Origin of the sequence: Wolbachia endosymbiont of Onchocerca gibsoni, assembly GCF_029169405.1 — a bacterium.
Lineage (GTDB): Bacteria > Pseudomonadota > Alphaproteobacteria > Rickettsiales > Anaplasmataceae > Wolbachia.
In genome coordinates this window covers 73,877-90,108 of sequence record NZ_JABUMP010000001.1, presented here as the reverse complement: position 1 = coordinate 90,108, position 16,232 = coordinate 73,877, and the positions used below count along the sequence as shown (strand labels likewise).

6 protein-coding genes and 1 pseudogene are annotated in these 16,232 nt (G+C 32.6%); 3 read left to right on the top strand and 4 right to left on the bottom strand.

From position 1 onward, the window contains the following. Nucleotides 1–152: 152 nt before the first annotated feature. Nucleotides 153–1,481 (bottom strand): tRNA (N6-isopentenyl adenosine(37)-C2)-methylthiotransferase MiaB, encoded by a 1,329-nt coding sequence (gene miaB, locus HSX44_RS00345; RefSeq protein WP_275601812.1) that lies wholly within the window; start codon nt 1,479–1,481, stop codon nt 153–155. 787 nt (nt 1,482–2,268) lie between these two features. Between miaB and gltX the strand changes: the two genes are divergently transcribed. Further along, nucleotides 2,269–3,600: a glutamate--tRNA ligase gene (gene gltX / locus HSX44_RS00340; protein ID WP_275601811.1), complete on the top strand. Its 1,332-nt coding sequence runs from the start codon at nt 2,269–2,271 to the stop codon at nt 3,598–3,600. Nucleotides 3,601–3,789: 189 nt separating this feature from the next. Here gltX and HSX44_RS00335 read toward each other — a convergent pair. Continuing rightward, nucleotides 3,790–5,122 (bottom strand): annotated as a pseudogene (locus HSX44_RS00335) (dihydroorotase). A 383-nt stretch (nt 5,123–5,505) separates the two neighbouring features. Between HSX44_RS00335 and HSX44_RS00330 the strand changes: the two are divergent. After that, nucleotides 5,506–7,812 (top strand): ankyrin repeat domain-containing protein, encoded by a 2,307-nt coding sequence (locus tag HSX44_RS00330; protein WP_275601810.1) that lies wholly within the window; start codon nt 5,506–5,508, stop codon nt 7,810–7,812. On the opposite strand, the gene sdhA is transcribed toward HSX44_RS00330, so the two are convergent. Together sdhA and priA are read right to left on the bottom strand one after the other, a co-directional pair. Continuing rightward, a complete protein-coding gene (gene sdhA, locus HSX44_RS00325; RefSeq protein ID WP_275601809.1) occupies nt 7,784–9,589 on the bottom strand; it encodes a succinate dehydrogenase flavoprotein subunit in 1,806 nt (601 codons plus the stop codon). The two genes, HSX44_RS00330 and sdhA, sit on opposite strands and share 29 nt — an antisense overlap. Nucleotides 9,590–10,582: 993 nt before the next feature. Further along, nucleotides 10,583–12,865: a replication restart helicase PriA gene (gene priA / locus HSX44_RS00320; protein ID WP_275601808.1), complete on the bottom strand. Its 2,283-nt coding sequence runs from the start codon at nt 12,863–12,865 to the stop codon at nt 10,583–10,585. 1,505 nt (nt 12,866–14,370) lie between these two features. Between priA and HSX44_RS00315 the strand changes: the two genes are divergently transcribed. Then, a complete protein-coding gene (locus tag HSX44_RS00315) occupies nt 14,371–14,700 on the top strand; it encodes a hypothetical protein (RefSeq protein WP_275601807.1) in 330 nt (109 codons plus the stop codon). Nucleotides 14,701–16,232 lie beyond the last annotated feature (1,532 nt).

Genomic DNA, 16,232 nt, shown 5'->3' with positions numbered 1-16,232 from the left:
AAGCTTCATATATTGGCATAACAAAGAATTACAATTACTATAGTATCCAAAAATAATTGACTAGAGGTAAACGAAAAAAAGTACCTCTCTTATTTTAGAGCAGTTCTTTCCTTCAAGCAAAAGAATAATTTTCCAACAAATGGCTAATAGAACTAATCACTAAAACCTACTCCTAATAAACTATTCTGCCAAGCTTCCAGTACTTTCACATTTACTATTTTATCTCTATATTTACCTTCAGGATCACTCACACACACTGATTGCATATATGGGCTTTTACCAATAATTTGGTTTTGGTGTTTACCTTTTTTATCACTAAATAAAACAGGTATAGCTTTACCTACCATGCTCTGGTTAAACTCAAGCTGTTGCTTATTAATTAACTTCCGTAAACAAAGAAGACGTTCTGTTTTAACTTCTTCTGGCACTTGATCTTCCTTTTCTGCTCCTGGCGTACCTGGTCTTGGACTATATTTAAAGCTATAAGCTTGAGCATACCCTACTTTTTCCACTAACTTTATAGTTTCCTCAAAATCTCTTTCAGTCTCTCCAGGAAAACCAACAATAAAATCAGAAGAAAATTCAATTTCAGGTTTCAACTTGCGAAACCTATTTATTATTTCTAAATACTCCTCTACAGTATACTTCCTATTCATTGCACGCAATATTTTATTTGAACCTGACTGCACAGGCAGGTGAATAAATGGCATGAGTTTTGGTTCTTCTGCATGCGCCAAGTAAAGGGATTCATGCACATCTCTTGGGTGAGAAGTCGTATAGCGGATTCTTTCTAGCTTTTCAATCTTGGCGATACAACTAATCAATTTCCCTAAATCCCACACATCCCCTTCGAATTCTCCACGATAAGCATTAACATTTTGACCGAGCAAATTGATTTCCTTCGTTCCATTTGCAACTAATTTCAGCGCTTCACGAAATATTTCATTCGCTGGTCGTGAATATTCAACCCCACGAGTATAAGGTACTACACAAAACGTACAAAACTTATCACAACCCTCTTGTATGGAAAGAAATGCGGAAGATCCTTGACTATTACCATAGCATTCACCTGGCAATTTATCAAATTTTGCAATTTCAGGAAAATCAGTGTTTACTACATGGTTTTTATCTCTACTTGCCTTAACTATCAGCTCTGGTAAGGTAGCAATACTCTGTGGACCAACAACAGCATACACGAACGGAGCTCTCCTGAACACTTCTTTTCCTTCTGCTTGTGCTACACACCCAGCTACCACTATAATAACTTCCTTATTCTTTCGCGATGAATAAATCTTCCCAAGCTCTGAATAAAGCTTTTCTACCGCTTTTTCTCTAATGTAACAAGTATTTAGTATTACTAAATCAGCCTTTCCTACATCGCTAACAACGTTGAACCCTAAAGGCTTAATCATATTTTCTATTAAAACGGAGTCATAAACATTCATCTGACAGCCGTAAGTCTTGATATACAAACCTTTCATCTCACACTTCTTGCAAGTCTGCACATACTCTGATATATGAAGTGCAACCGCGTAAGCACTGCTATTTAAGGCATCAAAAAAGCCACCACTAAGCAACTAACGCTAGAGATTTAACAAGCGGTTACACAATGAAAACTCAACTTCAATATTGATACTAACACAACATCATTTCCACTACAACCTTCATATAAGAAGGAATTATACTAAAAACTAAGTCACTTGTCAAGCATTTAGATAACAGAATTTATAGTTACTATTCAAGTAGCTCAACACTAAAATCCAGAAAAAAGAAATATAGATTTTAGCATCACGTGCTGAAATAACACCATTTATTGTAAAAACAAATGGTTGCACACGAATTGCCTTAATATCTAAGAAATCTACTAAGTAAAAAAAAGACAAGAGAAACTTTAGCACTATCTATTTTTTAGTATAGGTGTTTTTGAAAAATATTAAACATTTTATAAGTGTATTCCCAGCCTGCATAGACAAAAACTCAGAAATTTAGGTAAAATTTATAAAGATATAAAGCACATATAGTACAAAAAGTTAAACGTAAGACACAAGATACGTAATATTTCCATCACTTACCTTGTACAAGTTAAAGATAATTGAAATACCTTCACTATCACAATAAGAAGACTGCAAAGTCTATTAAATAGTTTTGCTTCGTATCTCTATTAGCTACTTAAACTCTTTTAGTAAACAAAGTATTTACACAAACTTAAATTGCTTTTCTTGCTTTAGTTGCATATTTATATAAAATTGAAAAAAGCTAGAGATATAAATGCTAACAAGATTCGCCCCAAGCCCAACTGGCTATCTTCATGTAGGGAATATTCGCACTGCACTTATCTGCTGGATGTATACACGCAGTCAAAACGGAAAATTTCTGCTTCGTTTTGACGATACTGACTTCCAGCGTTCAGATATCAAGTATATAAATAGCATCATACAAGACTTGCAATGGGTTAATATAGATTGGGATTTAAACTTTAAGCAATCAGAGCGCTTTGAGCGCTACAACGAGGTGTTTTTGCAGTTAGTAAAAGAAGGGCATATTTATACATGCTATGAAACAAGAAAGGAGTTAGACATTAAACGCAAACTGCAACTAAAACGTGGACTTCCTCCCATTTACGATAGAAGTGCACTATTTCTAACTGAGCAGGAGAGAGCTAGTTATGAGCAAGAAGGAAGAAAACCATATTTTAGATTTAAGTTGGATAGAAATGAAATCGTTAAATGGGACGATGAAATTAAAGGTAAAATAAATATTGCAACCAGTCACATCAGTGATCCTATAGTAAGAAGAGAAGACGGAATTTATACATATATGCTACCCTCTGTCATCGATGACATTGATTTTAATATAACCCATATCATACGTGGGGAAGATCATATACCTAACACTGTAGCGCAAATACAAATAATACTAGCATTAAAAACAAAAGCTCCAACGTTTGCTCACCTTTCTCTGCTACATTTTAATGATAACAAGATATCAAAGCGAAAAGGTGGATTGGACATCAGACTTATCAAAAAAAGTGAAATTGAACCAATTACGCTCGTTAGCTATTTAGCAAAGCTTGGAACATCAGATCCTATTAAGGTTCATGTTGATATGCAATCTTTGATTGACTCATTTGACATTAAAAAATTCAGCTCAGCATCTACCCAATTTAGTCTGAGTGAAGTATATAAGCTAAATAGCAAAGCTCTGCAGAAGATGCCATTTAAAGCGGTGAAAGAGCGTCTAAATCAAATCAGAGTAAACTCTTCGGAGTTTTGGTATTTTATAAGAAGCAATATAGAAAAGTTTTCGGAAGTAGCAAAGTGGTGGCAAATATGCAAATCCGATATAGAACCTGTGATTTTTGATAAGGAGATTATAAAAATTGCGCTCAATGTATTGCCGCAAGGTGATTGTAATGAAAACACATTATCAGAATGGGTTAAAGCTATTCGAAAGGTAGTCGATACAAAAACAAAAGACTTATTTATGCAGCTTCGCTTAGCTTTAACAGGCACAAAAACAGGTCCTGAACTTGCTAAGTTGTTAGTTTTTATTGGTAGAGAAAGGATCGTTGCAAGATTAAAAAAAGTAAAGGATAAGTAGTAGCAAAAACTATGAAAAGAAAGTATACGGAATCCTAGAATGATATCTAAGGATCATATNGTNANAGAGTCAGTGTTTTTACACAGCATTTAATACTCACAATAAAATTATCAAGCTCAAAAAAGTTATAAATTAACATAAAAATGAAAGTTTTATATAGCTATACAAGTAAGCTTTCTGTGAAAAAAATCATTCGTGTGAATATACGGTTTTGCCGGATACAATAGTGCGCACCGTGTACCCTTTTACCTTGCGTCTATCGAAAGGAGAATTTTTTGATTTACTAGCAAAACTATCAATCTTAATTTCCCATTCATGATTCAGGTCAACTAAAATTAAGTCTGCAGCGAGGTTCTTTTGTATACGACCGCGTGGTACATGTATTATATTCGCAGGCTTATATGTAAGCTTTGCTAATACATCAAACAAACTCATTTGCCCACTGTGATAAAGTTCAAGTGAAAGGGGAAGAATTGTTTCAAGGCCAACAATGCCAANTGCAGCGTTTTCTAGCGGTAAATCTTTAGAATCACGATCATGAGGTGCGTGATCAGTTGCAATACAATCAATCACACCTGTTTTTAAACCTTCGACCATAGCCAAACGATCTTCTTCAGTACGAAGTGGGGGGTTCACTTTTGCGATTGTTCCATGTTGTTTTACTATATCCTCAGTTAAAGTGAAGTGATGAGGAGTCACCTCACACGTGACATTTAACCCTAAATCTTTTGCACGTTTAATTACATCAAGCGAATCCTTTGAGGAGATATGCAAAACGTGATAGTGCACGTTTTCCATATCTTTCATGAGCAGTATATCACGACTTACCATGATCGATTCTGACGTACTTAAAATTCCCTTTACTCCCAATTCCTCAGAAATCTTACCTGCATTGATCGCTCCACCTGCCGATAAATTTAGATCTTCTGCATGTTGAGCAATAGGAACGTTCAGCATACTTGAATAAAGCAGTGCTTGTCTCATAACCATTGGATTCATAACTGGCATACCATCGTCNAGTAAATCCAACTGCACCTGCTTCTTTTAAAAGTGCCATTTCAGTTAACCTTTCCTCCGAAGTGGTAATTTTAGCGTAGAATTCAACGTTTACATGTGAAGTTTCAAGCGCTCTACATTTCAAATACTTAGCCAAAACAACACTATCTATTGCTGGAACAGTATTAGGCTGACAAACTACAGTTGTCACACCTCCCGCAGCTGCAGATTTGCTACCTGTATATATAGTTTCTTTATGCTCTTGGCCTGGTTCACGAAAATGTACATGAACATCAATAAGACCTGGCATTAGAACAAGTCCTTTGCAGTCTACCATCTCGTCAATTCCACTTGGAATTCCACCTAAAAGCAATGATTCACCAAAATCAACTATCTTACTCCCTTCAGTTAGCAGTGAGCCTTTTATATCAAGTTTAGTCTCTGGGTCAATAATACGAGCATTTGTATATGCTACTTTATAATTTTCCTTCTGCCCTACTTGCAATAAACTCCAAGTTTCAGTCATAGGTTTACACATATTAATTATTCATTAAATTTAAAGTTTTTTTTAATAAAACACAATCAAATTAAAATATAAGCTATATGGATAAAGTCTTATCTTTATCTTTTTGACCTTTTTGAAAACAACTTAAGCTAAAGTAATTTTGAAACCCACCTTAGCTGGGTTCATTCTTTTTTAAGATTAAAAGGTTAAAATAGCAGTGAACATTAAAATGGGGTTTATAGCTACGATGACAAATCTTCTAATAAAAACTAATTTTCTACTTTTCTACCTTATTTTGATTATACATACAACATTTAGCTAATTTAACTTAACTTTTTGTTATTATTTTCAACAAAATAAGCTTCCGTACTGATAACTAAATAGCTTTGATATTGAGGATTTACATGGGTATAGACATAAATATACTAATTACTAATACGAATAAATTAGAAGAATACATAGATAAAAATGAAAGGCGAGAGCAGGAAAAAAAAGACAAGCTATCATATAGTGCTATAGAGAGAAAGGTAAAAAAAGAAGAGTACAACCGCGAAAAACCAAGAAGTCAAGATAGAACTATCAAGAAGGGCAAAAGGCTAATCAAAAAAGGTGCTAGCCCTGAAGTATTGACTAGATTAAGAGAATCACTTAGAGAACAAGAAAAATATTATATATACTATATCCGGAGCTTTCTTCTAGCATTAAATAGAAAAATATCGAAAGAACTAGACCCTATAAAAAAGGAGAAAATAAGACAAGTAATTTCTGAAATTACTTGCAATAGCAAACATTGCTTTAATAGTACTGCTACCCACAAGCAAAACAATCACAAGAATAGTGAAAATAGTGAACTAGAAAGTGGCTACGGCAGCGATATTGAAGATGATCATAAAGTAGAAACAAACAACATAATAGTAAGTAATAGTACTCAATTATTGAAAGCAATTAAAAATCAAAATGATAAAAAATTTAAAAAAAATCTAAAAAATTGTATGGATATTAGCAGCATAAAAGATAAGGAAGAAAAGAATACTTTATACTTCATTGCATTCTTAAAAAGAAAACAGAAACTTAAGTTCCTAGGTACCCTAATTAAAACGGTCAGCAGCAGAGAGAACTCAGCACAGTTCATTTGTAGCAAAGATGATGGAAAGACTCCTATTCAGAAGATATTAATCAACAAGATAACAGAAGAAAAACATGAATCCAATATAGTCCAGAATAACAATAACACGCTTAAGTTCTTCGCAAAATTGTTAAAACATAAAACTAACTATAGTAATTTAGAATTATCTACAGAAGAATTACAAGGCTTAAAAGAAAAGCAAAAGGCATACTATCGTAATTTCTTAGAAAAATTAACAGAATTAATAAAACAACCTAAATCAGAGCAAAAACCTGATATAGAAAAAAAAATTAAAGATATTATAATACGTACTATAAATAGTGTAAATATTAATAGTAATTATTTATTACATTCAGCAATTAATAATTACGATAAAAAACTTTTTAAAGAACTGTTACAAAAAGGGTTGGATATTAGCTTTAAAGACACAAATGGCAACAACGCCCTACATCTAATAATTTCAAAATTGAAAAAAGAACAAAAGCTCGAATTCCTCAATATATTACTAAAAGTAGGTCAAAAAGAACAATTTATCGATGCCATAAATAATAGAAAGAATCAAGAAGGGCAAACACCTTTTCATAAACTACTCCAGTACATACAAAAAAAGAGTGAAAAATCTTCACTGACAAGTTTTGAGAACACTAAAAGATATAAAGCCTTAAAACTACTATTAGAAAATGGTGCTGACATCACTATTAAAGATAGTAATAAAAGGAATGCTCTACACTATATTGCTTCACTTAAAGGAGAACAAAAGGTTGTATGCTTGGATTTAGTAGTAAAAAGCACAAATATACCTGAGAATAAGCTAAGTCAAGCTATCAACGCTAGTAATGGTAAAAAACAAACACCGATACAAGTAGCGTTAATTTCTAAGGCAGTAAAAAGTAGACATAATCTTCCCAATCCTAGAAATCGTGATAACACAATCAAGTTCTGTGTAAAATTACTGCAAAATGGCGCTGACCAAAAACAATTAATATTGCCTAAACTATTATGGAATAGAGAGTATTATCAAACTATAAAAGGAATAGAGAAGTCAATAGGTAAATTACTTATTCCAGATAACATGAGAACTAACTTAAAACTTAATTTTGGTAAGAAATTTAAAGCACGTGATATTGTGAAGCGTGTTAACAATGTTGCCTATAAAGTAATGATAACACTTATATTTGCTGCTCTAACCTGTGCAGTAGTATTCAGTGCTGCTCAGGGAAGTATTACAATTACTACTACATCATCTACTATAGCAGCTATAGGAATTTGTTACCTAATCTGTTTGAATTTAGAAAACATTTATGAAAAATTTAAAAAAGCTAAAAGGAAATTTACTGGAGAAAAACAAATTATACCTCAAGGTAAGATACCAAAAAATGATATACAATACAATAATTCTTCCAAAAGAATAGAAAATATGCTTAATGGTTTAGAAGAACAAAAAACACAAGAACTACAAGAGAAGTCAAAATATATTGAAAGCCCACCTAGTTTTAAAATAGAAGGCATATCAATATCCCAATTTACCAAGGAACTATTAGAATCCAACAATCAATTTAATAAATCCTCTCTTCTGGCGCTATGAAGTCAATCTCATCACTCAAAGTTTTTTCAGCAACTTTTTTATAATCAATTTTCACATTAATTTCGCCTTCCTCTTCTTCAAGCCATGCCATAGTGTGCTTCATCCAATTTTTGTCATCACGTTTAGGAAAATCCTCACGAGCATGAGCACCTCTGCTTTCTTCGCGGTTAGCTGCGCATTCCATAGTAATAACTGCTTGTGGAACCATATTAGCAAGTTCTAGTGCTTCAACTAAATCGCTGTTCCATATCATACTGCGATCTTCAATTACAATATCAAGCATCATTTTTGCTACTTCTTTTATAGCTTTCTTACCTTCTTCTAAAACTTTAGCAACGCGAAATATAGATGCATATCTTTGCATAGTGTTCTGCATTTTATTGCGTATTTTCGCTACTCTAAGCCCTCCAGAAGCAAATCTCATCTTGTTGAACCTATCTACTATCCAATCTGTACAATCTGAGTGCAATTTTCTATGTGGTGTATTGAGCTTTAATTTTTCCTTTGCTCTTAGCGCTGTAGCTCTACCAAAAACTATAAGATCGAGAAGTGAGTTAGAACCAAGTCGATTTGCACCGTGTACAGAAACACATGCTGCTTCTCCAATTGCAAATAATCCTTCTACTATTTCCTCCTTACCTTTCTTCAACGTGATCACTTCTCCATGATAATTAGTTGGAATACCACCCATATTATAGTGAACAGTTGGAATAACCGGTATTGGATCTTTGGTAACATCAACTCCTGCAAAAGCCTTTGCGGTTTCGCTAATTCCTGGAAGCCTCAGTTTTATTACTTCTGGATCAAGGTGTGCTATAACTAAATATATGTGATCTTTCTTTGGTCCAACTCCTCTTCCCTCTCTAATTTCAATTGTTATTGCACGACTTACCACATCGCGAGAAGCTAAGTCCTTTGCCTTAGAAGCGTAGCGCTCCATGAACCTCTCACCTTGAGAATTAATAAGGTACCCACCTTCTCCTCGACATCCTTCTGTCATCAAGCATCCTGAGCCATATATTCCTGTTGGATGAAATTGCACAAACTCCATATCTTCAAGTGGCAATCCGGCTCTCACTACCATACCATTACCATCACCTGTGCAGGTGTGTGCACTTGTTGCAGAAAAGTAAATACGCCCATATCCACCTGTTGCTATCACCACCGCATGTGCACGAAACTTATGCAGTGTACCATCGCATAGTGACCAGGCAAAAACTCCACAGCACATTCCAGTTTTATTATCCATGATTAAATCAATCACAAAGTATTCAACAAAAAATTTAACATTAAACTTAAGACACTGCTGATATAGAGTGTGAAGAATTGCATGCCCAGTTTTATCTGCTGCTGCACAAGTACGCTGAGCTGATTTTCCTTTACCAAAATGAGTTGTCATCCCTCCAAAAGAACGCTGGTATATTGTGCCTTTTTCCGTACGAGAAAAAGGCACACCAAAATTTTCAAGTTCAATAACAGCCCTAGCAGCATTTTTACACATATATTCTATTGCATCTTGATCACCAAGCCAATCTGATCCTTTTATTGTATCATACGCATGCCAGCGCCAATCGTCCTCAGCAATATTCCCTAAAGCTGCACTGATTCCACCCTGCGCTGCAACTGTATGACTGCGCGTAGGAAAGATTTTAGAGATGCAAGCAACTGAAAAATTAGTGGCAGCGATTTCAAGTGCTGTTCTGAGTCCTGCTCCACCTGCACCTACTACCACTACGTCATACTCATGTTCTATAATCACGTACGCTAACTTATTCATATTTGCTCATTCATAACTACAGACTTATAATATCACAGGAGCAGAAAAAATCTATATTAGTTTTCTAGTATCCGTAGATAAAATTAATTGAGAGTTGAGACCACTGCAGAACTTAGAAAACGAGTTATTTAGGTACTTAATTTATTGTAACTAGCATATGTTATATCAAGGTCTTCGTGCCACTGGGTTCTTTTGCAAAACTTTCGTCACCAAATTACTTAGTTTTATATGCCTATGAAAAAAACTTAGAATCATGCAACAAACACATTCCATGTGTTTTAACCTGTTCATAAGCNNNACTAAAGAAATACATAGCCAATCCAACACTAAGAAAAAACTGAGTACAATACCAATCAACCACCACTACCACTACATCCATCTTTTTCCTTCTCTAATTTAGCTTAGTCTGTCCATACTACCACAAATGTGGCTCTTGCTTTTCCTCGAGCTAAATAACCCAATAGAACTTAGCCTTTCTTATTCTAAAAGTTTATGTAAGTATAAAGTCCTTAATCCCAATTCCCTCATTAAGCTATTTACATAACCATTTATTGCTTATTTTAAATACTTCATCACATCTTCTAGTGGTTATTTATCAGGATTTTACATAAAATGAAGCAAAATTTTGTGTACTACCACTTCTCTTGATATCTTCGTGTTATAAAGCGCTGAAAATATAGCACATATTTCTTATATGTGAACCACTTACCCATTAAAATCTATAACAAGTAACAAACTCTATTTCATCATTATCAATAAAGTTTATTATTAAACCAATACTTTTCTCGTTACTAGCCTAACAAATTTTTACAATTAACTTAATCATACGTACCCTTATTCTGATCACATCAATAACATAATAAATTCTGTTAAAATTCAAGAATTTAGCTAAAAAATTAATATATCTTATGAAGTTTCTATGAATATTATAGAACTAACTGCAGACTAAAGGAAACATTATCCAATTTTGATCAACATTTTGTAACAAATCTGTTAAAAAAAACTTACAGGATCAACATCTACTGTAACTGTGGTACTTAAATTTAAGTTACAGCTTTGAATCCAATATTTCAGCTTCTTTTGTACGGATAAACAATGTTTATTATGTATCTTTAGTAAGATCCTATACCGATACTTCTTATTTAAGAAATTTACTGCTGCTGGCGATGGACCAAGAATTTCAAACTCTTTTTCCGGTATCACGCACTGAAATGGCAATAAAGAAGAAGCAGTAGTTAAACATTGATTATGCAAAAAGCTGGCTATTTTGCTTGCTGCTTTTTGTGTTGCAATCTGATCTTTACCACAAACTATAAGTGCTATCAATCTGCTAAATGGTGGCATTTGAGCTTTAGATCTCAACTCAAGTTCAAGTTCATAAAATAAGTCCCTTTTTTGATGCTGCAATGCTTTTATTATCAAACTTTCAGGATTATTTGTCTGCACTATCACCATTCCTTTTTCGTTAAACCTTCCAGATCTTCCTGCAACTTGGTGCAATAACTGATACATTTTTTCTGCTGCTCTTAGATCAGAATTCTCANGACTTAAATCTGCATTTATTACCCCAACTAAAGTTAATTTAGGAAAATTGTGTCCCTTAGCAATTATCTGTGTACCGATTATAACATTCACTTCTTCCTTCAATACTAAGTCAATAACATTACTCACTGACTTCTGATCACTACTTACGATCACAGTTTTTGCGTTTGGTATTAATTTTACTATTTCCTCAAGCAATCTTTCAATCCCTACACCATAAAGAAACAATGGCTGTTCACTTTCGCAATTAGGACATTTTTCTGGAAGCATTAATTGATAAGAGCAATGATGACATAAAAGAACATTCTTTTTTTTGTAATACGTAAGCCAAACAGAACAATTTAAGCAGGAAATCTTGTATCCGCACTTTTTACAAACTGCAAGCTGAGCATACCCTCGGCGATTTAAAAAAAGCATAACCTGCTGATTTCTTTTTATGGCTCGTTCTATGCCCTCAAAAAGCTGATTGGAAATCCACTGCTTATTATTTCTCATGTCTACTACTCTAATCAGTGGCAATTCTGCATCACCAAACCGCTTAGCTAACCTTACATAATTATAATTACCATTTTTAACATGATGAATGGTTTCAAGCAATGGAGTTGCTGACGATAAAATTATTGGAATATTTTCAATTTTAGCTAAGACTATTGCCATATCTCGAGCATTGTATATAGTTCCTTGCTCCTGTTTAAAAGATGAATCATGCTCTTCATCAACAATAATTAATCTTAGATTCTTATAAGGCAAAAAAAGTGCTGACCTCGTCCCTACAATTACCTGCACATTTCCACTCGCTATATTAAGCCAACTATTGCGACGAGTTTTTGGAGTGAGCTCTGAATGCCACTGAGCTAAATTTCTTGATACTTGATTGCAGATACGATTTATCAATTGCGAAGTTAAAATAATTTCAGGTAGAAGAATTAAAACTTGTGCATTACGTTCTCCAGATGTCATTTCAACATTTTCTGACGTCATCCTAGTATCAGGCACTAGAACCCAGTCTTTATTATATAACTGCCTAGCATGCTCATTTACAATGAAGCTTTCTAGATTACAGCATCTTGATATTGAAGTAACATCATTTTTGTTAGAAAGCAACCTTATATTATAACATTCATACAATTGCATACTTGACACTAATTTTCTTTCCTGAATTCCAACGTCTGCACACTGAAATGACAAAGTCTGAGCAGCACCTAGAACGGTAGATGGACTACTATAACTCTTAATCAATTGCGCAACTACAGAGAGATAAACTTCTGTTTTTCCAGATCCGGTTTCACCATCAAGTAAAGTTACTGAATACCCATTCAAGTTGCTTATTATTTTATCACTAGCTGTTTGCTGCTCGGCACTTAATCGGCAGCTTATATTACTTATTTCCTGTTTCTGCTCAGAACAAACCAATTTGTTTACTTGGTCCACTTTTAACACTCTCCCCATTATCATTTTGGCAAGCATACCGATAGGTATTAAATTATATCGTGCAACCCACTCTGCAAATTCAATCAATTTTGGTCTAATGTTTGGTAAATCAATCTTTTGCTCAATAAATTTCAATTCTCGATTGCCTTTGCCGCCATATTTCCAAACTATGCCGATTAAGCGTTTCTTGCCAAATGGCACTACTACATAATCCCCAATTAAAATTTCAGTATTTTCCTTAATTGCATATGAAAATAACTGGTCAATTGGAAGTGGTAGCAGTACGTCAACCGTTCTTATCATAGCAACCTAATTTTAGCACTATTTTGAGAGCTTTTGCTTAATTTTTATGAGCAAATTAATTTCAACTAATGTTATGTAAGTTTGTTTAGCTAAGATGATAAAAACATACAAGAAACTCATATATAGAAATCAATAGAACTTTCTGAACTTCATAAAAATTTTATGCAGAACAGAAAATTAAGCAAACCGAAAAAACAATTATTTGAAATGAATGAGAATTTGAAGAAAATACTTCAAAACCAGATTAAATATACGTAGCAATATGATTAATAAGAGAATTCTTGTTACACGCAGTACCAATTGCTTGGATGCTCAGTATTTGCTTTTATATATGGCTAAATTACTATCAAAAAATGAAAGTAAGAAGAATATCTGTTATTGCAGGCAAATTAATATATGAAAACAAGCACAGCTCAATTTTCTGTTATCTAAATAAAATAAACCAAAATGGTATATCAACTTGAAAGATATATTTGCTTAATATATCTGACTATTCTGAGATGAAAATAAAATTGCTACAATTATGATTATTATGACTTTCAGTGAGGAGCATCTCAGTCAAGACCAGAAAAATGTAAACAAAAATATTATAGGAAAAGCAGAGTATTTTAGAGTAATAAAGAAATATGTAGAAAACATACAAAAGGTTATCCACTTTCCAGTGGTCATAGAAAATTGGAATAATAGTGTNNGTAACTTCAAAGAAGCATTTCAAGGTGAATTATCTTTCAGTTTCTCTAATCAGTTCGAGTTCGATATATAAAAAACAGAAAAGATAAACCCGAAGTACCTACTATCATTATAACTTACTACCAAAATCTAAACCTAACTTTAAAAACAATAATTGATGATTTAGGTTACCGTATTGTAATATTTACCAAATCATTTCAATCAAAAGTGGGTAGCAATTTAAACCATCAACTGCAATGATAAGCGGACTTAAGAATAACTCACTATAAACAATATCGCTGCACGATTATCCGTTTTAATTTCCACATAACAAAAATAACTAGTAAATAGGAGCTTATAGATATTCATAAGTAAAGTAACTTCACATTCAACACATTTCAAAAAAACACACACAAATAGAAATAATAAATTGAAACAAAAAAACAAAGCACTCAGCAACTATTTCGCAGTAAAAACAATAAAATGTATAATTCTCGTAAAAACAGTCTTTAGAAACCTCTGCAAGGTAATGAATAAAACAGACCTAATTACTATTAGATGCTGCAGGTACACACTAGACACAATGAGAATCGTATCTAAAATCACTCCTATCAAAGTAATTACAACAGTTGTATTTTTAGAAAATCACAGGTACAACATTAGGTATGTATAGTATATATGGTATCTTACAAACATAACAATAAACAACTTTCATACCGAAGCCGCTACAGAAGTGACATACTACAAAAAGCTTATCTACAACAAACTGGACTCAGTTTTTTTTAATAATTGCATGCTATCAATTATATATAAATTCCCATTTTCTAAAGCAAAAGATGATTTATAAAAATTTAAAGGCAGTTTATATAGAATATTGCCGATTACTTCTGATTTTCAATTTTAAGTACACACAAATAGAACATTTACTGTTAGCGTTAACTAAAGATGTGATTGCAAATTATGTCCATTTAAGCATCAAAATTGATGAAATCATCAATATAAACAATATTCTATCAAGATATAGTGTCAAAATTAATAGCTATTGCTATTATGGTAATAACATAAAAGGTCCTCTAGAAGACACTTTTGAAATGATCATCAATAAAACTAGGCCTGATTCATTATTTCAACGCATAAATACATATAGTCGTAATATAAGCTTGTAGCCTAGAAAGAAAAAATAAATAGTAAATATTCTAGTAGAAATTTATCTGAACAGACCTATATACTGAAAATCTATTGCAGAAATAAAATACAAAGAATTCTAATTTGGTTTATCACATATCTAATATAAAATGTTCAAATGATATATATGAACACACTACTAATCATAAAGAAAAATTTAATAAAAATAACGATATCTCTACTATAGTAAATAAAGGTAAGCTATTATAAAGATGAAAAAGCTCTACAAAGTTATTGTAAAAATTTAAATGATTATGCAAAGAAGTAAGAAAAATAGACTATGTTATCGTTCGTGGTTATGAATTAGAACGTACTATAGAAATCTTATTAAAACATAAAAAATAATTTTCTATATTTCATGGACTAGGTATTGGCAAAACTATAATAGTTGAAGAAGATTTAGCACTAGGTAGTGCCTCCAATACGCTGAAGTCCAGCATAATTTATGCTTTAGATTTAGGTTCATTCCTTGCAAGAACTCTCTATAGAGGAGACTTTAAAGAGAAAATAAAATCTATAATAAAAACAATCAAGATAAAACCTGGTGCATCCTTTTCATCGATGAAATACACACACTATTATTGAAGCAGGTTCAACAAGTGGTAACTTTCTTGATGTTACTGGTAATCCATTCAAACCTGTACACATATTGCATCGTATAGGTACAACTACATACAGAGAATACAACAATAGTTTTAAAAAGGACAAGGCATTAGTAAGAAGGTTTCAAAAGATTAATATGAAAGAATCTTTTGTTAACAAGACAATAAAAATACTAAACCGTACAAAGCCCTACTATGAAAGTAGTAGTATATTATACAAAACACGCCATTAAGTCTGCAATTAAACTTTCATATAAATATATTAGTGGTGTAGACATTACCTGATGAAGCATAGGCATATTACAATTTACAAAAGAAAACAGACGAAAAATTGCAAACAGCAAAGATATCAAGAAACTATCACTAGGATCACAAACATATTTTATAGATCTGAATTTGATAACATACAAAAGTCAAACCTCTAAAAGAGAATCTCGAGAAGGATAATTTTTGGTCAAGGGTAAGCGATAGAACCTCTTGTTAATTTCATTAAAATTGCTAAATTCGAGCTGAAAAATTATAATAAACCTTTAACTAATTATCTCTTTACAGACCAACAAGTATAGGTAAAACTGAACTTATGAAAACAGCTAGCAAAAATATGAATATGAATCTTGTACATTTTGACATGTCCAAATATAAAGTATCTTATTCAATATCTAGAATAATTGGTTTCCCTATGGATATATTATAAGTTATAACCAAGGTAGATTNTTTACAGAAAATGTATCTAACAGTCAATATAATGTCATACTTCCTAATGAAATCGAGAAAGCTCACAAGCAATGTTTATTAATATATTACTATAAATTATAGATTATAATTGTATTATAAGCACCTACAGGCATAAAGTTTTAACTTTACTAATATAATTTTAATTACGATAACCAACATAGAGACATTTGAACGCA